This window comes from Catenovulum maritimum (genome assembly GCF_001050375.1).
In the GTDB taxonomy this organism is placed as follows: Bacteria; Pseudomonadota; Gammaproteobacteria; order Enterobacterales; family Alteromonadaceae; genus Catenovulum; species Catenovulum maritimum.
Window position 1 is genome coordinate 152,675 of the sequence record NZ_KQ130488.1, and the last position, 22,541, is coordinate 175,215.

Below are 22,541 nucleotides of genomic sequence, written 5' to 3' on the forward strand. Positions count from 1 at the left end.
CCTTATACGTTTAGCCATTTTTGAACGGCACCGGCCAGTTCGTCTGGATTAAATTTAGCAATAAAACCGTCAGCACCTACTTTATCAACCATAGCATGGTTAAATACTCCACTTAACGAAGTATGTAAAATAACTTTAAGATCTTTGAGTTTGGGGTTATTTTTAATTTCAGCTGTTAGCGTGTATCCATCCATTTCTGGCATTTCAATATCGGAAATCAACAAAGCGACTTTATCCGTTACGTTGCCTGTTTCATTTGCAATTGCGGTTAACTTCTCTAGAGCGTCTCGACCATTGATAGCTAAAGCCATTTCGATGCCGAACCCCTGAAGTGCCCTTTTGACTTGATTTCGAGCAACAGAAGAGTCATCCGCAATAAAGATCAACTTGTCAGAGTAATCTTTCTCAATTGGAGCGGATTCCATTACTTCTTTACTCACTTCGGCATCAATAGGTGTGATTTCGTGTAAGATTTTTTCAACATCTAAAATTTCGACAAGCTCTTTATCTACCTCTGTGACAGCAGTTAAGTAACTATATCGGCCTGCCCCTTTCGGCGGCGGCATAATAGATTCCCAATTAATATTAATAATACGCTCAACCGACATAACCAAAAAGCCTTGGACTGTACGGTTGTACTCAGCAATAACAATAAAGCAATCTTTAGTATCTTCGATTGGACGACCGCCTGTCGCCATACTCAAATCAATAACAGAGATAGTTTGGCCGCGGATATGAGCAATCCCTCGAATAAATTTATTGCGCTTAGGCAATGAAGTTAAATTTGGGCACTGTAATACTTCCCTAACTTTGAACACATTTATCCCAAATCGTTGGCGCCCCTGCAATTTAAATAACAGTAGTTCGAGTCTATTTTGACCAACCAATTGTGTTCTTTGGTTAACGGAGTCAAGTAATCCTGCCATATTTATCTCCACTCTTTTATTCTAGGCATGCTTATTGCGATAACTAAGTATCATTTCATAAAGTATCAATTTTTTGACGCTTATTAGATTCATTTATAACGCTTTTTTCAAAATAAGCATAGTCCATATTCGAAAAAGTGAAATTTTATTTGATTAGGAGAGCCAATGAGAACCATTATTGTCTATACATTGAGCATTTTTGTGTTTTTAGCTATATCAAACGCAGCCAATGCAACAAAATATAGTAAACAAGCAGTTGAGAGCTTAGCTGAAGAACATGCCCTGTCTGTTTACCCCCATCATCCAGATGAAAATATCTCAGCGCAAGCCTCTCCCATAGATACAAGGTTAAATTTAAAACCTTGTGATTCTGAGTTAAATGCAGAAACACCGAATTTAAATCGCTTCTCTAAAAACTTGACGGTCAGGGTAAAGTGCGAAGACAGCACTCCTTGGACCCTATATATACCAGTCCAAATCAAGATATTGACACCTGTTTTAGTCGCAAACCAGTATTTGAATCAAGGAGACATTCTAACCAATTCGAATACGGATATTGTTATGATCGAAAAAAATCGCTCAAGGAATGGTTTTATAGCCGATAAAAAAGGTATTACTGGTGCGAAAACTAAGAAGCAAATTAGGCCAGGAGAAGCTATAATAAACAAGAATGTCTGCTTTGTTTGCGAAGGCGAAGTTGTTACCGTTATTGCTAACACTTCAGGTCTATCTGTTAAAGCAGCAGGTATTGCACTTACAGACGGTAGTTTTGGCGAAACTGTGAGAGTCAAAAATAAAAGCTCAGGTCGAATCATTCACGGTAGAGTGAGCTCTGTAGGTGAAATAAAAATTAATTTATAAAATTAGTACCAAAATTAATTAAAGAAATAAAAGAAATTACCGATATAATAGATGAGGTAATAAAAAGTGGTAAGGGTTAAATTATGGCTATTAATATCAACAATCTGAACAATCAGGTTGGAAATACAGCCGCAGATGCACAAAAAACGGCACAAAATCAGCAGACTGCGAACCAAAGTGCGCAGAATGCTCAGCAAACTAGTGCGCCGAGACAAGACTCTGTTTCTTTGACGCAGACTGCGCAAAACTTAAATAACTTAACAAAAAAAGCTTCTAACGCTTCTGGTTTTGATCAAGAGAAAGTCGACAAAATCAAGAAAGCGATTGAATCTGGTGAGTATAAAGTTAATTCTGAAAAATTAGCAGCAAACATTATTGCTAGCGAAGGCAAAATTTTCGGCTTATAAACAATGAACCAAGCAAATGAGTTACTCGACCAACAAGCAGAGCAACTAACAAGTTTAGGTGACTTGTTGCAAGCCGAATTAGATGCCTATAAACAAAGAAACACTGATAAAATTTTAGATACTGCAGAAGCTAAACAAGCTTTGTTAATCAAAATTCAGGCATTAGATCAAAGTATCGCTCAACTAGAAAACCTAGATGAACTAAAACAAAGCGAGTCATTTCAAGCTAGTGTCGACGCCATTAATCACCAACTAAAAGAAATTAAAGTTCAAAGTGCAATAAACGAAAGAGTCATTCGCACGAGCCTTAATAATGTTACTAGACTAAAACAGTCTATTTTATCTTTAAAAAATGCCGATTCAATGACTTATGACAAGCAAGGACAGGCTAAAACTCAAACGCTTGGCAAAGGCATCAAAGCTTAGTATCTCGAAAAGCGCTAAGCTGACTTTAAGTTAAACCCTCTTTCATTTTCATTTAACTTAAAACAAAATAACACCTTGTCAGCTTGTCCCCCTCTGCCATTTTTATCTAACCAATATTTTCCTGACGCTATAGGAAAATTAAAATGCCTTTGATAATAACTCAATTCACTTGCTGGTAAACGCCTGCCATTTAACCATGTATCACCCTCTAAGCATGAAATATCCTCAGGTAAACATGTCGATATTAACTCTGCAGCAATAACACCACTTGCTCCACGGTTTTGCTCACCCCAGAGCCCTGACTTGCTATCGTACCAGTATCGACCGGATTGAATATCATAGCCAAGCTGCATCTCAATTGCGTCAATCTCAGAATCTGAAAGTACTTGGTTGTTAATGATGACTTCTTTCGCGACCGAGACTTGTGTAAATATAAACATAAAGAAAAAAAATAATTTAGCCATTGAATACCTCGACAAATAGCAGGCTTTAACTAGGTTATAACTAAAGCTCACTTTTTAATCAATTATTCATTAGGATGATTTTTTACTATCAACACAACAAAAAGTTATGAGAACAAACATAATTCATCGTCTAAACTAAAAATTATGACTATTTAAAGCACTGAATTAGGCTAAATAAATGATCCGACATTGTATTCTCAGCATACTCATTGTGACACTACTTGGCTGTGGACCAAAACCTTGGGACGAACCTGAATTGCATGAAGCTGCAATTAGAGGCGATATAGAAAAAGTACAACGAATATTAAAACAAGGAGTTGATGTAGATAGTTTGAATAGCCAAGGGGCTACGGCTTTACACTGGGCTGCGTTTAAGGGACAAAAAGGTGTTGCGAAACTATTAATTGAGCAAGGTGCAGATGTGAATGCAAAAACAACCAAAGGCTCTACGCCCCTGCGTTTAGCAACAACGCATAAACAAACAGAAGTTATTAGTTTTCTTAAATCAAAGGGAGCGACTCTTGATTAAAAGAGCACTGTAGCTGATGTTATAACCCATCAGCTACAACCCCTAATTGATTCACTACAAATCCGGACTAAATTGATTTATCCCCTCTTCATAATGAAAGCCTATTTGAGCCAGCTTATCTTCAATTTCCGTTTCATCAACTTCCATAACTGTCGCTAACACATGCAGATCATGGCAATCATGCCTAAGTTGATCATTCACAATACCGAGTAAAATATTTGGATCCATAAAAACTGCTTTATGTAAGTCCATCTTGGTCTCCCATAAAAAAATTAACCTAACTGCAACCGATCAAATTCTAGTCTGTATTTTCAAACTTGCATCACATTTTCTCACTCACTATTTTTAGCATTTGATATTTTGTAAATTAAACAAAACACTATTAAGATGAACTTAGAACCAGCTAAAAATTAGCTAGTATTTTATTAGTTTCAATAGCAAGCTTTGATTATAAGGAATTCACCATGCAAAGACTGACCCCCAGATTAAGAAAGGACGGCGTTGACTTAGAGCTGATCATGCTAATAAGGACAATATTAGCAGCCAGTAAAGAGATAGCTTTCCGAGTGAACCAAGGAGCGCTATCAGGCATTTTAGGTTCAACCCTTGACGAAAATATTCAGGGAGAAACTCAAAAAAAGCTAGACGTAGTTGCTAACCAGCTCATCAAAGATATGCTACTAGATAATGAACAAGTTAGAGCTCTAGCTTCCGAGGAGGAAGATACCATAGTAGCAGGGACTGAGAATGCACCTTATATAGTTGCTTTTGACCCTTTAGATGGGTCTTCCAACATTGATATCAATGGCTCTATTGGAACGATCTTCACTATTTACAATGCCCGAAACGATGTACCAAATGACAGCCCTGAACAATTTCATCAAAGAGGAAAGTATCAAGTATGCGCAGGCTATGTTCTATATGGTCCAGCTACCATGCTAGTACTTTCTACAGGGGGCCCAACCCGCTGTTATACCCTAGATGCCACTCATGGAGGCTATTTGTTAACGACTGAGGCTTTAGATATTCCATCCGAAACTCAAGAATATGCAATCAATGGCGCTAATCAAAGATTTTGGCACACCGAAATTAAACAATATATAGCAGACCTAATCCAAGGAGAAGAAGGCATACGAGGTAAGCGATTTAATATGCGTTGGAACGCGGCTATGGTAGGGGATGTGCATAGAATACTGACTAGAGGGGGTATTTTTTGTTATCCCTCAGATACTAAAGATCCAAATCAACCTGCCAAATTAAGATTGCTTTACGAAGCGAACCCACTCGCTATGTTAGTGGAAAATGCAAATGGTAAAGCTTGTACGGAAACTGGTGATATTTTAGATATTCTGCCACATGATATTCACCAAAGAGTCCCAGTAATTATGGGTTCGAGAAATGAAGTTGAAACCTGCCTGAATTACTACAAGCAATAAAATAGCCCTATATCAAGTGTTAGATTAACTCGTAATTTAATGCGAGTTAATCTGTATGTCCTAATTAATTTACGGCATAATGTGGCATTAGATTTTTAAACAAAAGCAAACATTTGTTCTATGGCACAAAATATTACTTGGCAAGCTAAAAAGCCCGCGCAATCTGTAGATGATATAAAAACGGCACCACATTCAGCAGAAGCAGAACAATCTGTTGTCGGTGGATTGTTATTAGACAATGAAGCATGGGACAGAGTTGCTGAAAGAGTTGTAGCTAAAGATTTTTATAATTTTGCTAATAAAAATATATTTGAGCACATGGCTAAATTGGTTGAAAACCATCAACCAATTGATTTAATTACCTTAAGTGAATCACTAGAGCAGGCTAAACTTTTAGATGATATTGGTGGCTTTGCTTACTTAGCAGAAATTGCAGATAACACACCAAGTGCAGCTAACATTACAGCTTATGCTGATATTGTTCGTGAAAAGGCTGTTATTCGAGAAATGATAGCCGTTGCAAATGAAATTGCTGAGGCTGGCTATGATACACAAGGGCGCACAAGTAATGAATTACTCGACTTAGCTGAAAGTCGAGTTTTCCAAATCGCTGAACAAAGAACCAACGCCAATGAAGGTCCTCAAGATTTAAAACATATTTTAGCCTCAACGGTTACGCGCATAGAAGAAGCCATGAAAAATGGTGCTTCTGGTGTAACCGGAGTCACAACGGGCTTTAACGATTTAAATGGTATGACAGCAGGTTTACAAGGCTCAGATTTAATCATTGTTGCTGCTAGGCCTTCAATGGGTAAAACCACATTTGCTATGAATTTATGTGAAAATGCCGCCATGTCGTTTGACAAAGCTGTACTGGTTTTCAGTTTAGAGATGCCTTCAGAACAAATTATGATGAGGATGTTGGCATCCCTAAGTCGAGTGGATCAAACTCGTATTCGTACCGGTCAACTCGAAGATGAAGATTGGGCGAGAATTTCTTCTACCATGGCGATATTGGCAGAAAAAAACAATATTTTCATCGATGATTCATCAGGCTTAACGCCGACAGAAGTACGCTCTAGAGCACGCCGTGTGGCTCGAGACCATCCTAATGGGATTGGTTTAATCATGATAGATTACCTTCAATTAATGCAGGTTCCTGGATTATCTGAGAATAGAACATTAGAAATAGCAGAGATATCACGCTCTCTAAAAGCGTTAGCAAAAGAGCTCAATGTTCCTGTGGTAGCCTTATCTCAGCTTAATCGAAGCTTAGAACAAAGAGCTGATAAACGACCTGTAAATTCAGATTTAAGGGAATCAGGATCGATTGAGCAAGATGCCGATTTGATCATGTTTATATATAGAGATGAGGTTTATCATCCTGAATCTGAACGTAAAGGCATTGCTGAAATTATTATCGGTAAGCAAAGGAATGGTCCAATTGGGCACGTAGACGTTGCATTCCAGGGCCAATTCTCACGTTTCGATAATTTAGCAAGAACTGACTACCAAGGTTATTAAGCGATACTTTATGAAAACCGCCGTTGCTGAAGTCAGCTTATCCGCGCTTAAACACAATTTATTGCAAGTCAAAAAATTGGCGAAAGACAGTAAAATCATGGCTGTTTGTAAAGCGAATGGTTATGGCCATGGCCTAATCAAAGTCGCTGAAGCTTTATCAGATGCAGATGCTTATGGTGTAGCTCGGATTGAAGAAGCGTTTAAATTAAGAGCTTCAGGTATTAGCAAAAGCATTTTGCTTTTAGAAGGTTTTTTTAGCGAAGAAGACATCCCTGTCTTATCAGTTAATAATTTTCAGACTGTCATCCATACTGAGCAACAATTAGCTCAGCTAGAGCAATCAAATTTGGATATTCCAATAAAAGTTTGGCTTAAGATTGATACTGGCATGTCAAGACTAGGGATTTCTATCAATCAGGTGGAAGAATTCTTAGCACGTTTAAAAGCATGTCCTAATGTTTCAGATGACATTGTTGCTATGACACATCTAGCTTGTGCTGACGAGATCGACAATGAGTTTAATCATACTCAAATAGCTCGTTTTACTCGGTGCGTCAAAGCTCACAATTTATCCAAGACCTCTGTCTCTAACTCAGCAGCTGTTATCACAAATTTATTTTACAACTCGACTTGGGTACGCCCTGGGATTATGCTTTATGGTGTTTCGCCTATGCAAAATTCATCAGGCAGTGAGAATAATCTAATCCCAGCAATGACATTTAAAACTAAAATTATCTCCATCAAGTCAATTTTGACTGGCGATAAAGTTGGTTATAGTGGCACTTGGCAAGCAAAACAGGATACAAACCTAGCGGTTATTGCCGTTGGTTATGGTGATGGTTATCCACGTCATGCTAAAAATGGTACGCCTGTCTGGTTAAATGGACGTGAGGTGCCTTTAGTTGGACGGGTTTCTATGGACATGATAACAGTTGATCTAGGTCCACATTCACAAGATAAAATTGGCGATGAAGTTATTTTATGGGGTAATGAACTAGCAATAGAGAGAGTAGCCGCATGGTGCGATACTATCGCTTATGAATTACTTTGCCAATTAACAACTCGGGTCGAATGGAAGTACATTAATACAGATTAGCGTGTTTTACGTAAAGAAACTATCAGTTGAGCTTCGGCAGATGATATTTCACATTCATGCATAATGTCTTCAATAGAAGCGCCCTTCTCTGCCATTTTAGATGCTCTATTATACAGCTTTGATTCCGGATCTTGTAACTCTAGCTCTTCTTGGCGAGAATCTAATTGAAGAATTGCTTGCTCCAATTGCTTTAACATCTTGCCCATTCCAATTGAGCTTGCATTTACTTCTGAAATTTCGTGTTTCAGAATTTTAATCTCTCTTGAAAAGAAGTCTTGCTGATTTACTAGCTCAGTATTTTTAATCTTCTGCTTTTTTAAATTAAAAAAGACAACAGCCAACAAGATAAAGTTGGCTGTTATGGCAATACCGATAGAAATATAAACAATTTGGCTCATAAATTAAAAAGTATTTAATTCATCCCATTCTTCATCGCTCAAAAGCTTATTCAAATCAACAAGAATTAACAGCTCCGAGCCTCTGTTTGATACACCTTGGATAAAGCGAGCGCTTTCTTCAGTGCCAACATTAGGTGCGCTATCAATTTCAGAAGATTTTAAATATACAACTTCCGCAACGCTATCAACCAAAATACCAATAACTTGCTTTTCAGCTTCAATGATGACAATCCTAGAGTTATCTGTAACTTCTGCTGACTCTAAACCAAAACGAGAACGTGTATCTATAACTGTAACGACATTGCCACGTAGGTTGATAATACCTAATACATAGTCAGGCGCGCCTGGTACAGGTGCAATTTCGGTATAACGCAATACTTCTTGCACTTGCATTACATTAATACCATAAGTTTCTAAGTCTAAGTTAAAGGTTACCCATTGTAACACTTCGTTGTCTGCAGCTTCAGCCACGGCTTGTCTCTCTGCTGTACTCATATATTCACCCTTCTATCGGTTTAATTTTTATCTTGGCTATCTAGGCCTTGCTCTAATAAAAAAATTAAATTGTCCACATCTAATAAAGCACACATTTTTTCTTTTACTAAACCAGCTAACCAAGGTCTTTTACCTTGATTAGCTCGCCATTTAATATCATTTTGGCTTAAAGTTACTGTGTTAATCAAGCTTTCACAAGCCAAACCCCAATTACTTTCGCCTAACATAATAAGATATTGATAATTTAGGGAATCCTCTAAATCTTTATCATACTTTTCGGGCATGACCCATAACGCACTATCAACCACATTTAACTTTTGTTCTCTATGAACCATTAAGCCCATATACCACTTAGGTTTACCAAAAAGAGGCGAAACCTCTGTCATATTGTGTATTCCACCTAATTCAGTTAATGGCACTGCAAGCGTTAATCCAGAAACTTGAAAAAACAAAGCCTGAAAATCACCTTGTTGATAAGGTTTTTCTGTTGTTGGCAACTTAGGCGGTTGAACGCCATCTTGTTGAGCAGCCGTTCTTGTTTCGTCTCTAATAATTGTAGACGCTTTTTTTTCTGTTATGACTTCTTTTTTCGGCTCAACAACTGGCTCTGGTGTAACTTGCCTAAGTAAATTTTCGACTGGTTTTAAAACAGTCTCATCTGCATAAGGTTTTTCTTGCTTAGTGAGATTTGATCTGTGGCTAAGTTGAGCTTTTGGTTGGGCTTGCTGCTCATTTACGTCCACTTCTAATTTAGTTTTATTAGATGGTGCTTTTTCTTGCTCTTTTTCGCATTCCGCTGCTGGCGGCAAAACATCTTCAGCTTCGGTCAATAAAGCCAATAAATACTCTTCCATTACTTCTTCGTTGGCGAAAGTATTTTTACTCATTTATTGATCAACCTTTAGTAAAAATGTCAGTAAATCATTATAGGCGATAACACCTCTCGATTTAGGCGCATAAGCAGAAGGAACTAATTTGTCTAAACTAGCGTCACGAAATTTGGTATCCACAGGCACTACACTCGACCAGACTTTATCATCATAAGTTTCCAACAGTTCTTTATGTGCCTCCGTAGAAGCCCTAGTTCGTTTATCAAACATAGTCGGAATAATAGTATATTTATAATCTCTTTTCTGAGAACGAGACATTAAGTACAGTGTTCTCATCATACGATCTAAACCCTTTAAAGCCAAAAATTCGGTTTGTACAGGGACTAAGATTCTTTTACAAGCGGCTAGTGCATTGACCATTAAAACGCCTAACACAGGAGGGCAATCTACAATTGCAAAGTCATACTCATCATCTAGCAACTGTAACGCGTTTTTTAACACGAGTCCCATGCCCGATTGGTTCCCCATTTTACGATCTAAAGTTGCCAAAGCCATAGTCGCAGGCAAAATATCCATATTCTCCACAGATGTAGGGCACAGTGTTTGCAAAAGCTGTTCTTTCGTTAAGTTTTTACCTTGCATGAAAATATCATAAACACTGTTATCTAAATCTTCTGAATCAATGCCGAAGTAATAGGTCAAAGAAGCATGTGGATCTGTGTCAATTAATAAAACTTTATAACCACGCTCAACCAAGATACCACCAAGTGTCACAGTCGTCGTTGTTTTACCAACCCCACCTTTTTGGTTAGCAACAGCCCATATGTTCAAAATAATCCCCTTTAACTAACCGAAATAATCTTATTAGCGATTTCATTTAAAGGAATACTTTCCGTCGCGATACCAGCAGAAAATACAGCTTGTGGCATACCATATACGACACAAGACGCTTCATCTTGTGCCCAAATCTCTGAGCCAGCGCTTTTTAATAGTCGACAACCTTCTCGACCATCAGCCCCCATACCAGTTAATATGATACCTAATACACTATCTCGATAGATTTTTGCTGCTGTGGCAAATGTAACATCTACACTCGGTTTATAAGTTAAACGTTCCGAATTATCTTCTTTAATTAATAGTTTAGCGGTTGAACTTGAGCCATCGACTAACATCTGTTTTCCACCTGGTGCTAAATAAGCACAACCAGGCATAAGCACATCCCCAGATTCAGCTTCCTTGACTTTAATTTGGCACATGCTATTTAATCTAGATGCAAACGCAGGCGTAAACGCAGCGGGCATATGTTGAACCAAAATAATCGGGTAAGGATAATTAGAAGGTAACTGAGTTAATATATTTTGCAGCGCAACAGGGCCCCCTGTAGAGGTTCCAATTGCTAATAGTTTAAATGTAGATTTACGTTTAGCTCTAAAATTACTGGTCGATACACTTGGCTTCTGTTCTGTCTTAGTCCCAACTAATGGTTTTCGAGCGGCAGGACGGAGACTTGGAGAACTGGCTAAGCTTGCTCTAGATCTAAATACACGCCGCTTAGCGATTTGCTTAATCCGAGACAATAACAAACCAACTGCATCTTCTCTATTTCGAGCTATATCTTCGAATTTTTTAGGTAAAAAGTCCAAGGCCCCTGCATCAAGTGCATCTAGAGTGGCTTTCGCGCCATCATGAGTTAGTGAGGAAAACATTAAAATAGGGGTTGGACACACCTTCATAATTTCTTTAACTGAAGTAATGCCATCCATAACTGGCATTTCAACATCCATAGTAATTACGTCAGGTTTTAATTTTACCGCCTTCTCTATCGCGTCTTTACCATCGTTCGCTGTACCAATAACAGTTAACTCAGGATCTTTCTCAATAATTTCAGAAACTCTACGTCTAAAGAAACTAGAGTCATCAACCACTAAAACATTAATTGGCATTTATACTTCCTAATGTTTACTTCTTCGCATATCGCTTAAGTAAACCTGGTACATCTAAAATAAGGGCAATACCACCATCACTTGTAATTGTAGCGCCAGCCATGCCAGGCGTACCTTGAAGTAATGCGTCTAAAGGTTTAATAACAACTTCTTCTTGTCCAATTAAAGAGTCAACCACAAAACCAATTTGCTTGCCTGCACCTATTTGAACGACAACCACATGACCGGTTTCTTTACTTGCTCTTTCAGTTGTCCCTTTAGCTCTGCGTCTGGTTAACCAATCTTGTAGATAGAATAATGGAATAGCTTTTTTACGAACTATCATGGTTAATTGACCATCAACCGTATTAGTCTTTTTCAAGTCTAAGTTAATAATTTCACTTACACCAGCTAATGGTAAAGCAAAAGTTTGCTCTGAAATAACGACCATTAAGGTTGGTAGAATAGCCAGCGTCAATGGCACTTTAATATCTAACTGAGTACCAATTCCTTTTTCAGACTTGATAACTATGGAGCCATTCAGTTGGGTTATTTTAGTCTTCACTACATCCATGCCGACACCGCGACCTGAAATATCAGATATTTGCTCTTTCATTGAAAAGCCTGGCGCAAAAATCAGATTATACGCTTCTGTATCAGACATTCTTGCTGCAGCATCTGTATCTAAAATACCATTGCCTATTGCTTTTTCTTTAAGCTTTTCGGCATCCATTCCAGCGCCATCATCTGCAATAGTCAAAAGGATATGGTCGCCTTCTTGAGAAGCAGCCAATCTCACAGTACCACTTCTAGGTTTACCTTTGGCTGCTCTATCATCTGGCATTTCAATACCATGATCGACCGAGTTTCTAACTAAGTGAACCAAAGGGTCAGCCAAAGCTTCAACTAAGTTTTTATCTAAATCTGTCTCTTCACCCTCTAACTCAAGGGCAATTTCTTTATTTAATGAGCGAGCTAAATCACGAACAACACGAGGAAAACGACCAAAAACTTTCTTGATTGGCTGCATTCGGGTTTTCATTACAGCACCCTGCAAGTCCCCCGTGACAACATCCAAATTAGCAATTGCCTTGGACATATCCTCGTCATTAACATTAACACCCAAGCTTACTAAGCGGTTTCTAACTAATACCAGCTCTCCCACCATATTCATAATTTGGTCTAAGCGTTTAGTGTCGACCCTAACCGTTGTTTCGGCAGCTGGTGCAGGTGCCGCAGCTTTCTTTTTATCAGGTGCACTAGCCGCTGGCGCTGCGGGTTTAGCAGCAGGTTTCGACGGTGGTGTAGGTGGCGGCGGAGGTGTCACCGCTGCTGGTTTGTTTTCTTTAGGCGGTTGCGGCTTAGGCTTTGGTGGCTCTGGAGCCGCTGGTGTTGGTGCGACAATAGCCGGTGCTTTGCCTTTACCATGAAGCTCATCTAATAAGGCTTCAAATTCATCATCGGTAATCTCATCAGCAGATTTAGATTGACTCGCTGGCGCGCTTGCTTGAGGTGCTTGTGGAGCACTATCAGTACTAGCAGGTTGAGAAAATTTTCCTTTACCATGAAGTTCATCTAATAGAGCTTCAAATTCATCATCGTCTATTTCGTCACTATTACTATTAGAGACAGGGGCTGGTGCGCTAGCAGCTACTTTTGATTCTGTTGGCCCTTGATTTTCACCATGTAGTTGATCGAGTAACTTTTCGAATTCATCGTCGGTGATTTCGTCAATAGGTCCTTCTTGTATGCTAGATTCGACACTGGTATCAAATAACTCAATGCCACCATCGTCTATGATTTCAGGTTCTGGAGCTGAAGGAGCCGACACTGGTTCAGGAACAACTGGCGCTTCTCCTGCAGTTTCAGGTTCACTCAATAGATGTAAAGTATGAAGTAATTCATCTGGCGCAGGATCTGGGGTTTCTCTATTTTGAATCTGCGCAAACATGACATTGATGGTATCTAATGATTGTAAAATAACATCCATTAGTTCTGGGGTAACCTGACGTTGTCCCTTTCTTAAAATATCAAATACGTTTTCAGCCCCGTGACAAGCATCGACTAAGGTAGTCATAGCTAAAAAGCCAGCACCACCTTTAACTGTATGGAATCCTCGGAAAATCGCATTTAATAAATCAGAATCTTCAGGATTATTTTCGAGTTCCACTAATTGCTCTGACAATTGTTCAAGAATTTCAGCCGCTTCGACTAAAAAGTCCTGCAAAATGTCTTCATCTACATCAAAGCTCATGGAATCTTTCCCCTATTAAAAACCTAAACTAGATAACAAATCATCAACTTCATCTTGGCTTGCAACCGCATCTTCCCGTTCTTCTGCATCTATAATTGGACCCTCAGGCCCTGGAGCAGTTTGACGACTCGTTACTTCTTGTTGTTGTGTATCTGAGTCATTCGCAGATTTTTGCGGTTCACCGAAAACAGTTAATAAGTGAATTAAGCTATCTTCAACTTCTTTAACCAAATCAATAACACGTCTGATGACTTGACCGGTTAAATCTTGAAAATCTTGAGCCATTAAAACTTCTGTCATTTGAGATTTTAATGTTTCTGAATCAACTTCAGCTTGCCTAAGTAGTTTATCGACACTATGGCACAATGCTTTAAATTCACTTAAATCAATTTGACGATTCATCAATTTGTCCCAAGTAGGTATGATTTCTTTTATATTCCTACTTAGGTCTTCAGCTAATGGTAAACTTCCTTCAACAGCATCCATGGTTTTATTCGCAGATTGCTCTGTTAAATCCATCACGTATGCAAGTCTGTTCTTAGCATCAGGAATATCTTCTGTTGCTAAATTGCTTAACCTTTCGTCGATTTGGAAACCACTTAGAGAGTCATGTAATTGTCTCGTTAATTTCCCAACCTCAGCAAAAAGCTCAGCCGAAGCTGCTTGAGTTGCTTGTTCTATAATTTGATTAGCAGTATCGTTATCACCTTGTTCTAAACAAGTGACTAAGCGTTTTGCATCTTCTAAACTAATTTGTGGTGCATTAGGCAACAAATTTGCCTCCTCAAAACTAATTTCTTAGCCTAGTCGTTCAAAAACTTTATCAAGTTTTTCTTTTAACGTAGCTGCCGTGAAAGGTTTAACAATATAGCCATTAACACCAGCTTGGGCGGCGGCTATGATTTGCTCTTTTTTAGCTTCTGCGGTTACCATTAAAACCGGAATATGCTTAAGCCTATCATCCGCCCTAATCGCCCGTAGTAAGTCTATACCTTGCATGCCTGGCATATTCCAATCTGTTACAACAAATTCGAAGTCACCCGCTTGCAGCATAGGTAAAGCAGTAGCACCGTCATCAGCTTCAGATACATTGGTAAAACCCAAATCTCTTAGCAAATTTTTAATAATTCGTCTCATTGTTGAAAAATCATCAACAACTAACACTTTCATATTTTTATCCAAAGCTTCCTCCGCTTGAGAATATCCTGTCGAACAACCAATTAATTATTTTGCCAGCTTTGTAGCCTAGATTTAAGTCTATGCATAGCTTGGCTATGTATTTGACTGACTCTCGACTCACTAACATCTAAAACTGCACCAATCTCTTTTAAATTGAGCTCTTCATCGTAATATAAAGATAGCACTAATGCTTCTCTTTCGGGTAATGTTTCAATTGTATTTGCCAGAGCAACATGAAATGCCTCGGTTGCAGTGTCATCAAAAGGAGCATCTTCGTGCTTGTCTTCTCCACCAAGCACATCTTCAGTTACACCTAAATCTTCAATCCCGATAATTTTTCCAGAATTAACATCGTTAAGCATATGATGGTATTCATCTAGACTTATATCAAGTTTTTCTGCGACTTCTGCATCACGAGCATCTCGGCCTGTGGCCCGCTCGACTTCGTTAATCGCTTGCGATATTAACCGGCTATTTTTATGGACTGATCTTGGTGCCCAATCGCCACGACGAATTTCATCTAGCATAGCACCACGAATACGAATGCCTGCGAATGTCTCAAAACTTGCACCTTTGCTACCATCGAAGTTTTTAGAAGCTTCGAGAAGACCTATCATGCCAGCTTGAATTAAATCGTCGACTTGAACACTTGCCGGCAATCTGGCAATCATATGATGAGCAATTCGTTTCACTAATCCAGCATGCAATTCAACCATTACTTGCATTTGCTCTGTTGATTGGTACGCCGCAACTTTATTCACTACTCGCTAAACTCCAGGTGTTACCAATTGTTCAATAAAGAATTCTAAGTGGCCATTAGCGCTATCTGGTATAGGCCAGTTGCCCGCTTTGGCTGCTAATGCCTTAAACGCAATTGCCGCTGGTGATTTTGGAAATGCATCAACGATCGTTTTTTGTCTTCGCACCGCTTTTCTAACATTCTCATCAAAAGGAATGATAGCTACTAATTCGATTGCTATATCTAAAAATCTATCCGTTACTTTTGAAAGCTTAGCAAATAATTCTTGCCCTTCACGCATAGTTCTAACCATGTTGGCAACAACTTTGAATCTAAATACGCCATAATCTCGATTTAGCACTTTAATTAAGGCGTACGCATCAGTTATTGACGTTGGCTCATCACATACCACGACCATCACATCTTGGGCCGCTCTTGAAAAACTCAGAACCATGTCAGATATACCTGCAGCGGTATCGATAACTAACACATCAAAACTTTCTCTAAGTTCGCTAAACGCTCTAATTAAACCTGCATGTTCTTGTTGACTAAGCTCAACCATATTTCGAGTTCCAGAAGTAGCAGGAACTATTCTTATGCCATGCGGGCCAGTCACTAAAATATCGTCTAGGTCACATTCGCCGGCAAGTAAGTGCGCTAAGTTCTTTTCTACTCGCAAGCCCAGCATTACGTCAACATTAGCTAAGCCCAAATCGGCATCCATAACTAAGACGCGTTTACCTTGTTTCGCCATAGAAACTGCCATGTTTAGCGAGACATTACTTTTACCAACGCCGCCTTTACCGCCAGTTACAGCGATTACTTTTATTCTATTATTTCTATTCATCTCACGTAGGCCGTTAGCCTGATCGCCTAACTGATTCATATTTATCATAAATTCTTATTTATATATAGGCTGCTTAGCGTTATCTGTAAACCAATAAGGAAGAGAAAAATCTCTTTCATCCATTAACTCTGTTGCTTTTTCAACCAAATATCGTGCACTTGCCGATTTTATATCCTCTGGTACACGTTGACCATCAGTAAGATAACCGATCGGGAGACCATTTTGAATGGCAACGCTAATAATTTCTCCCAGACTTATACTTTCGTCTATTTTTGTGAAAATACAACCATTTAAGCTGACTTTTTTAAATTGTTCTATCGTTTCGTTCAAAACTCGACGTTGTGCAGTCGCTTGCATGACCAAATAACTTCTAATTTTTGCTTTACTTGAAGCCATTAAACTTTCTAATTGTTGAGCTAAACGAATATCTCTTTGTCCTACGCCAGCTGTATCTATCAATATTAACTTACGATTTCTCAATTGGTAAAGTATTTCAGCTAATTCTTCTTCTTGCGACACAACTTTACATGGGCATCCTATAATCTTAGCATAAGTTTGAAGTTGCTCCGATGCTCCAATTCTATAAGTATCTGTTGTGACTAAGGCAACTGAGTCACTGCCGTGCTTACGTGCAAAATGAGCAGCTAACTTAGCTACGGTTGTTGTTTTACCTACACCTGTAGGTCCAACAAGCGCGACAATACCGCCTCGACGCATGATGTCGTTATTAGTTACATTGATTTGACCAGCAAGTAGGTCTAACGCAGAATCCCAAGCTTCGTTTTGATCGACGCCCTCAGGAACAAAACTAGCGACTTGGTCAGCAACCTCATTCGCGATTCCCATTTTAGCCAAACGATCGACTAAATAAGCTCTAACTGGTTCTTTTCTAGCTAGCTCCTGCCACATTAAACCAGCCATTTGAAACTGCATCATTTTTTTCATTTCAGCCATTTCAGCTTGCATCTGAGCAAGCTCTGATTGACCTGTCTGCTTAGCAAAACCTGAAGGTTGCGAATGAAAGTTATCTTCTGGTGACCAATCTAAATCTGTATTGTCACTACTCACTTCTCTTGTTCTTATTTTAGTTGCAGGAGGGTGTGATTTAGGACTCGACTGTTGAGCTTTGACTTCTTGTTGGCGCATTAATAAAGATTGTAAGCTATCAGAAACCTGAATATCTTCAACGCTTCGCGCTTCTGAGTTCATCTCTTTTGATAAAGAATCCATTGCATTTGACTTATCGTAAGCTTTAATTTTATTTATTAAGCTGGATTTTTTTTCAGCCGAAACCTTAAGCGTTTTTTCTTGTTCAGGAGCTGGAGCTTCTTGTTTGGGCGCATTATCCACAGCTGCAACTATTTCGATACCGTCACTGGTTTTAGTATTAGACATAATAACGGCATCAACACCAAGCTCAATTTTCACTTGATTTAATGCACTGCGCATATCTTTTGCGACGAAACGTTTAATTTTCATTCTAGCTCCTCAATCCTATACCTAACAATGGAGGCCAATTTTTTGACACCATTAGAATTATGCTTACTGTCCAATCGAATTCACAATTCTAATCTGTTTATCGTCAGGTATTTCTTGATACGATAAAACATGAAGTCCAGAGACTGTATGCTTTGTAAACCTTGCCAACACTGAACGTAGAACCCCAGAGGTTAATAATACTGCTGGCTCTCCGTTCATTTCTTGTTGCTGAGATGCTTCTGTGAGAGCAGTTTGGATGCGTTCTGCAAGTCCAGGTTCAATACCACCACCTTCACCACCACCAGCTTGCATAGACTGATGCAATATTTGCTCCAACTCTGGCGACAAAGTTATGACAGGTAATTCATCTAGCCCATTTGATATTTCTTGAACGATTAATTTCCTTAGTGAAATTCGGATTGCTGCAGTTAAAACATCCGGATCTTGACTCTTAGGCGCATACTCAACTAAGGTTTGCACTATTGTGCGCATATCTCTAATAACGACACCTTCATAAAGTAAATTTTGCATTACTTTTACAACCGTGGACAAATTAAGTAAATCAGGGACTAAACCTTCGACTAGCTTAGGTGAGGTCTTAGCAAGCATATCTAATAAGTTTTGAGTTTCCTCATGGCCAATCAACTGCCAAGCATTATTCGTTAGTAATTGACTAATGTGCGTTGCAACAACTGTTGAAGCGTCAACAACCGTATAACCCAAGGTTTGAGCTTGTTCTCTCTGATCTGCATTAATCCAGATAGCTTCCAAGCCAAAAGCTGGGTCTGTCGTTTTAACACCATTAATTTTACCAAAGACCTGACCTGGGTTAATCGCCATTTCTTTGTCGTGATAAATTTCGGCCTCACCTATGACGACGCCCATCAAAGAAATTCGATAAATATTCGGAGATAAATCCAAGTTATCTCTAATGTGGACAGCTGGAATTAAAAAGCCCATTTCTTGCGAAAGCTTCTTACGAACCCCTTTAATTCTAGATAATAATTCCCCACCCTGAGATTTGTCGACTAAAGGTATTAGTCTGTAACCAACTTCAAGACCGATTACATCCATAGGTTGAACATCATCCCAACTAATTTCTTGTGGCTCAGGTAAGGCTGCCGGTTTAGAGTCAGCTTCTATTTTTCCAGCTGCTTTGGCAGTTTCAGCTGTTTTTAATTTATTCTTACCGGATATCAAGCCGCCAATTTTGACACCTGGATTGAGTTTGCTTGTAATTAATAAACCGGTACCCGCCATACAAACCGCTAAGCTAATGAAAGCTAAGTGAGGCATACCTGGCACGATACCCATCACAAATAAAATTGCTGCGCCTATATATAAAGCTTTAACATTCCCTAATTGAGCTGATAATTGGTCGCCTAGCTGAACTGAGGTGTTTTCACGAGTCACAACAATCGCTGTCGCAATAGAAAGTAGTAGAGAAGGGATTTGTGCAACTAAGCCATCACCTATAGTCAACAAGGTATAGATTTCAATCGCATCTGAAAAAGCTAAACCATGCTGAACCATTCCAATAATTAAACCACCCGCAATATTAATCAACATAATTAATAAGCCAGCGACAGCATCACCCTTAACAAACTTACTCGCACCATCCATAGAACCATAAAAATCGGCTTCCGCTGTAATTTCTTCGCGGCGTTCTCTAGCTTGCTCCTGATTAATAAAACCCGCGTTAAGGTCGGCATCTATCGCCATTTGTTTACCCGGTAAACTATCTAAGGTAAATCTAGCAGTTACTTCAGAGATACGACCTGCACCTGCCGTCACAACTTTAAAATTGATAATCATCAAGATAGCAAACACAACAAGACCAACAGCGTAATTGCCACCAATTACAACTTCACCAAATGATGCGATTACATCACCTGCGGCATCACCACCTTCATGCCCTTCTAACAACACAACTCGTGTAGAAGCTATATTCAAAGCAAGGCGAAATACAGTCGCAATTAGTATGACGGAAGGAAAAGCACCAAACTCGAGTGGTTTAAGCGTATACACAACGACTAATAACACCACCATGGATAAGGCGATATTAAACGAGAATAAGATATCAAGTAATAAAGCTGGGATAGGTAATATGACCATAGCTAATGTCGCTAATACGAAAAACGCAACACCTAAGCCCGTAATTTGTTGGAAACTTTCTTTACTGAAATTACTGCGCTGGAAAAAGCTAGCTAACTGCATGCTGTCAAAAATCCATCATTAATATGAGATAATTGACGAATTGCAAAAATTAGACCAAAGAAGACTCCAGGGAGAGAAAGATAGGTTATTGGAGTTGTTCTAATACTTCGTAAAGTTGAGTGGCATCCAAAATTTGTTCTGATTCCGCTTGCTCTTCTACTTGGTTAAGAGCTGCTTGGGTATGGATACGACAATTTGTTAATACGCTTTCATCTATTTTCATAACATCATTAAACTGGCTAATTGCTTCTGGGTTTAAATAACCAGCTAACTTAGCTTGGGTGATGCCGGATTGATGCAGTGATAAATTAATTTGATCAGCGTTTTTATAAGTTTGTTGGTCTGCTCTTAACTTATAAAAATCATGAACACCTAATGAAGCTTTTAAAGCCTGTTCAGAAATATCTGGCGAATCCTCACTCTGTTGAAGTTTAAATTGTGCTTGCTGCGAAACATCATCATTTAAATATTTCAACAATAACGCAAAATCAGCCCGTTTGCCGTTTAGCAAAGCAGAACTTAATTTATTTGTTAGATCAAACTCAGTTGAAACAGCTTTAATAGACATAAAATAGACAAAGTGAATAACAATTAACCATTTAATCGGTTATTTGAAAAAAAACTTTAATATTTTAATTAAAAGACTTTACAGCCCGCTGAATTTTGATAATATCTCGCCCCGTTGAGGAGGGGTTCCCGAGTGGCCAAAGGGATCAGACTGTAAATCTGACGGTTCTACCTTCGCTGGTTCGAATCCAGCTCCCTCCACCAACTTCCAACTTAAACTTCTGAATACCTTGCCTTTTATATCATCACAGTAAATACTATCTATAATTGAATAATCTGAGATTTAACCATGTTGTCAGGACTAGATTACAGGGACAAAACTTTTTTGGTTATTGATGACCAACGTCCATTCCAACTCATGCTCAAAGGCATCCTAATAAATTTAGGTGCGCGTCTAGTAAGCTTAGCTGCTACAGGTGAAGCTGCGATTCAAGCAGCCAAAGAAAGACAGTTTGATTTCCTGCTAATAGATTACAATTTAGGGGCTCGCCGTAAGAACGGCCGACAACTCATTGAAGAATTAAGAGAAAGAGAGTTACTAAAATCTGATTGTATAACCATTATGGTCACAGGTGAAAACCATAGACCTATGGTACTAGGCGCAGTAGAGATGCAACCTGATGATTACCTAATGAAGCCTTTTTCACAAAATCTATTAAAACTTAGGTTAGAAAAAGCTTATAAAAAGCGTTGGGAGCTCAGAAACGTGTTTGCAGCCATGATGGCTAAAGACCATGCTAAAGCAATTACTGAATGTAAAAGGCTGATAGAGTTAAATTCCAGATATAAAAATTACTGCAATAACTTATTAGCTGAACTACTTTGTAATGCTGGTATGTACGACAAAGCTGAATACATTCTCAAAAAATTACTCGCACAAAAACCTTACACTTGGGGTCAAATACAATTAGCCAGAACATACTACCACCAAGAAAGGTACCACGAAGCCGCAAAACTAGCGAATGGGGTTATGCTGCAATCACCATTGCTAATCGACGCATATGATCTTGCATCAAAGTCTTTATTAAAATTAGGTCATTTAAACCGCTCGCTTGAAATAGCAATAAAAGCGACGGAATTATCTCCCTACTCAATTAGCCGACAGTACCAACTTTGTGAAGTCGCTAGAAAGGCTGAGATGCACGAGATAGTTAAAGATGCATGCCACAATGTTTTAGAAATGACGCGTAAATCAGTCCATCAATCTAGTGTCCATTTATATAATTATATTCGTGCAGCAATTACTGCAGCAGAGCACGCAGAAGGCAATCATGAAAGAAACAAACTCAAGCAAGAAATTTCATTAGCCATTCAACGCAGCAAAAATGATGAAGTGCAGGAAAACAAACAAGAATTCACTGTGTTTGAAAGCTTTTGCCAAGCTCGCTTGGATATTATGGATAAGCAGCTGCTTAGTGCGAAAAAGCAATTATATAAAGTGCAGAAGCAATGCTTAGAATCAGACGAAGGTAAAGTGCCTGAAGAGCTAGTGCTAGATGCAATTAACGTAATGTATAACATTGGAGAGTTTGATCTAGCAGATGAATTACTTGCCAGCTCAAATATTAATAGCCATCAAAATACTTTCATCACAGCCAACCTAGCGTATTTAAAGAAAGAGTCTGAAGAAACGCAAAAAAACTTTTATCATTATAATCAAGAAGGAATCGAAGCTTACAAAGATAAAAATTATCAAGAAGCCGTTTACAAATTTGATCTCGCTTTAACCCAAGCACCTATGCACACTGGCGGTACATTAAATTTAATTTTAGCTATTTTAAAGTTAATTGAAAATACAGATAAGCGACCTGAAGATTTGACTAAACGACTTAAACTCGCATTTTCAACACTTGATGATGTCGATTTACCTGAATCACAGCAAACTAGATATCAAGAACTCCAAAAACAATATCAAGTGTTTTTCCCAGCCAAAAAATAACCCGAT

The 22,541-nt window shown here is 38.7% G+C and carries 24 protein-coding genes and 1 tRNA gene; 9 read left to right on the forward strand and 16 right to left on the reverse strand.

The window, feature by feature from the left end; genetic code table 11:
- Positions 1-2 precede the first annotated feature (2 nt).
- Positions 3-926, reverse strand: a complete 924-nt coding sequence (locus XM47_RS09060; RefSeq protein ID WP_048691800.1) for a chemotaxis protein CheV — start codon at positions 924-926, stop codon at positions 3-5.
- A gap of 165 nt (positions 927-1,091) precedes the next feature.
- Here XM47_RS09060 and flgA point away from each other — a divergent pair, with 165 nt between their 5' ends.
- From flgA to flgN, 3 genes are all read left to right on the forward strand, one after another.
- The gene (flgA, locus tag XM47_RS09065; protein WP_048691801.1) at positions 1,092-1,787 is read left to right on the forward strand and encodes a flagellar basal body P-ring formation chaperone FlgA; all 696 of its coding nucleotides are present in this window, start codon (positions 1,092-1,094) and stop codon (positions 1,785-1,787) included.
- A gap of 83 nt (positions 1,788-1,870) precedes the next feature.
- Positions 1,871-2,194: a flagellar biosynthesis anti-sigma factor FlgM gene (gene flgM, locus XM47_RS09070; protein ID WP_078061873.1), complete on the forward strand. Its 324-nt coding sequence runs from the start codon at positions 1,871-1,873 to the stop codon at positions 2,192-2,194.
- 3 nt (positions 2,195-2,197) lie between these two features.
- Positions 2,198-2,620 carry a flagellar export chaperone FlgN gene (gene flgN, locus XM47_RS09075; protein WP_048691803.1) on the forward strand — a complete coding sequence of 141 codons (423 nt, stop codon included), beginning with the start codon at positions 2,198-2,200 and terminating at the stop codon, positions 2,618-2,620.
- Positions 2,621-2,634: 14 nt separating this feature from the next.
- Here flgN and XM47_RS09080 read toward each other — a convergent pair whose 3' ends face one another.
- A complete protein-coding gene (locus XM47_RS09080; RefSeq protein WP_048691805.1) occupies positions 2,635-3,084 on the reverse strand; it encodes a hypothetical protein in 450 nt (149 codons plus the stop codon).
- 178 nt (positions 3,085-3,262) lie between these two features.
- Between XM47_RS09080 and XM47_RS09085 the strand changes: the two genes are divergently transcribed.
- Entirely contained in the window at positions 3,263-3,613 is a 351-nt protein-coding gene (locus tag XM47_RS09085; RefSeq protein ID WP_078061874.1) for an ankyrin repeat domain-containing protein, read from the forward strand.
- Positions 3,614-3,667: 54 nt separating this feature from the next.
- On the opposite strand, the gene XM47_RS09090 is transcribed toward XM47_RS09085, so the two are convergent.
- Complete coding sequence (locus XM47_RS09090; RefSeq protein ID WP_048691808.1) at positions 3,668-3,865, reverse strand: DUF4250 domain-containing protein; 198 nt, start codon at positions 3,863-3,865, stop codon at positions 3,668-3,670.
- Between the two features lie 212 nt (positions 3,866-4,077).
- On the opposite strand from XM47_RS09090, the gene XM47_RS09095 reads away from it, so the two are divergent.
- The 3 genes from XM47_RS09095 (at position 4,078) to alr (ending at position 7,669) form a co-directional block, all read left to right on the forward strand.
- Positions 4,078-5,049, forward strand: a complete 972-nt coding sequence (locus tag XM47_RS09095) for a class 1 fructose-bisphosphatase (RefSeq protein ID WP_048691809.1) — start codon at positions 4,078-4,080, stop codon at positions 5,047-5,049.
- Positions 5,050-5,169: 120 nt separating this feature from the next.
- Positions 5,170-6,573 (forward strand): replicative DNA helicase, encoded by a 1,404-nt coding sequence (dnaB, locus tag XM47_RS09100; RefSeq protein WP_048691811.1) that lies wholly within the window; start codon positions 5,170-5,172, stop codon positions 6,571-6,573.
- A gap of 10 nt (positions 6,574-6,583) precedes the next feature.
- A complete protein-coding gene (gene alr / locus XM47_RS09105) occupies positions 6,584-7,669 on the forward strand; it encodes an alanine racemase (RefSeq protein ID WP_048691813.1) in 1,086 nt (361 codons plus the stop codon).
- On the opposite strand, the gene XM47_RS09110 is transcribed toward alr, so the two are convergent.
- The 13 genes from XM47_RS09110 to XM47_RS09170 all read right to left on the reverse strand — a co-directional run bounded on the left by XM47_RS09110 (position 7,666) and on the right by XM47_RS09170 (position 20,597).
- Positions 7,666-8,067 (reverse strand): DUF2802 domain-containing protein, encoded by a 402-nt coding sequence (locus XM47_RS09110; protein ID WP_048691814.1) that lies wholly within the window; start codon positions 8,065-8,067, stop codon positions 7,666-7,668. The genes alr and XM47_RS09110 overlap by 4 nt on opposite strands.
- A gap of 3 nt (positions 8,068-8,070) precedes the next feature.
- A complete protein-coding gene (locus XM47_RS09115) occupies positions 8,071-8,562 on the reverse strand; it encodes a chemotaxis protein CheW (protein WP_048691816.1) in 492 nt (163 codons plus the stop codon).
- A gap of 20 nt (positions 8,563-8,582) precedes the next feature.
- Positions 8,583-9,449, reverse strand: coding sequence for a chemotaxis protein CheW (locus XM47_RS09120; protein ID WP_048691818.1), 867 nt, complete (start codon positions 9,447-9,449; stop codon positions 8,583-8,585).
- Positions 9,450-10,223 (reverse strand): ParA family protein, encoded by a 774-nt coding sequence (locus XM47_RS09125; RefSeq protein WP_048691820.1) that lies wholly within the window; start codon positions 10,221-10,223, stop codon positions 9,450-9,452. It lies immediately after the preceding gene.
- An 11-nt stretch (positions 10,224-10,234) separates the two neighbouring features.
- A complete protein-coding gene (locus XM47_RS09130; RefSeq protein WP_048691822.1) occupies positions 10,235-11,335 on the reverse strand; it encodes a protein-glutamate methylesterase/protein-glutamine glutaminase in 1,101 nt (366 codons plus the stop codon).
- Between the two features lie 16 nt (positions 11,336-11,351).
- On the reverse strand, positions 11,352-13,568 hold the full coding sequence (locus XM47_RS09135) for a chemotaxis protein CheA (protein WP_048691824.1): 2,217 nt from the start codon (positions 13,566-13,568) through the stop codon (positions 11,352-11,354).
- A 15-nt stretch (positions 13,569-13,583) separates the two neighbouring features.
- On the reverse strand, positions 13,584-14,342 hold the full coding sequence (locus XM47_RS09140; protein ID WP_048691826.1) for a protein phosphatase CheZ: 759 nt from the start codon (positions 14,340-14,342) through the stop codon (positions 13,584-13,586).
- A gap of 24 nt (positions 14,343-14,366) precedes the next feature.
- Positions 14,367-14,750: a chemotaxis response regulator CheY gene (gene cheY, locus XM47_RS09145; protein ID WP_048691827.1), complete on the reverse strand. Its 384-nt coding sequence runs from the start codon at positions 14,748-14,750 to the stop codon at positions 14,367-14,369.
- Positions 14,751-14,788: 38 nt separating this feature from the next.
- Positions 14,789-15,508 (reverse strand): RNA polymerase sigma factor FliA, encoded by a 720-nt coding sequence (locus tag XM47_RS09150; RefSeq protein WP_077066519.1) that lies wholly within the window; start codon positions 15,506-15,508, stop codon positions 14,789-14,791.
- Positions 15,509-15,514: 6 nt separating this feature from the next.
- Positions 15,515-16,372, reverse strand: coding sequence for a MinD/ParA family protein (locus XM47_RS09155; protein ID WP_048691829.1), 858 nt, complete (start codon positions 16,370-16,372; stop codon positions 15,515-15,517).
- A 15-nt stretch (positions 16,373-16,387) separates the two neighbouring features.
- Positions 16,388-17,812: a flagellar biosynthesis GTPase FlhF gene (flhF, locus tag XM47_RS09160; protein ID WP_048691831.1), complete on the reverse strand. Its 1,425-nt coding sequence runs from the start codon at positions 17,810-17,812 to the stop codon at positions 16,388-16,390.
- Between the two features lie 63 nt (positions 17,813-17,875).
- The gene (gene flhA / locus XM47_RS09165) at positions 17,876-20,029 is read right to left on the reverse strand and encodes a flagellar biosynthesis protein FlhA (protein WP_048691832.1); all 2,154 of its coding nucleotides are present in this window, start codon (positions 20,027-20,029) and stop codon (positions 17,876-17,878) included.
- A gap of 85 nt (positions 20,030-20,114) precedes the next feature.
- Positions 20,115-20,597, reverse strand: a complete 483-nt coding sequence (locus XM47_RS09170) for a VC2046/SO_2500 family protein (protein ID WP_048691834.1) — start codon at positions 20,595-20,597, stop codon at positions 20,115-20,117.
- 118 nt (positions 20,598-20,715) lie between these two features.
- Between XM47_RS09170 and XM47_RS09175 the strand changes: the two genes are divergently transcribed.
- Together XM47_RS09175 and XM47_RS09180 are read left to right on the forward strand one after the other, a co-directional pair.
- A tRNA-Tyr gene (locus XM47_RS09175) sits at positions 20,716-20,800 on the forward strand.
- 85 nt (positions 20,801-20,885) lie between these two features.
- Positions 20,886-22,535, forward strand: coding sequence for a response regulator (locus tag XM47_RS09180; RefSeq protein ID WP_077066520.1), 1,650 nt, complete (start codon positions 20,886-20,888; stop codon positions 22,533-22,535).
- Positions 22,536-22,541 lie beyond the last annotated feature (6 nt).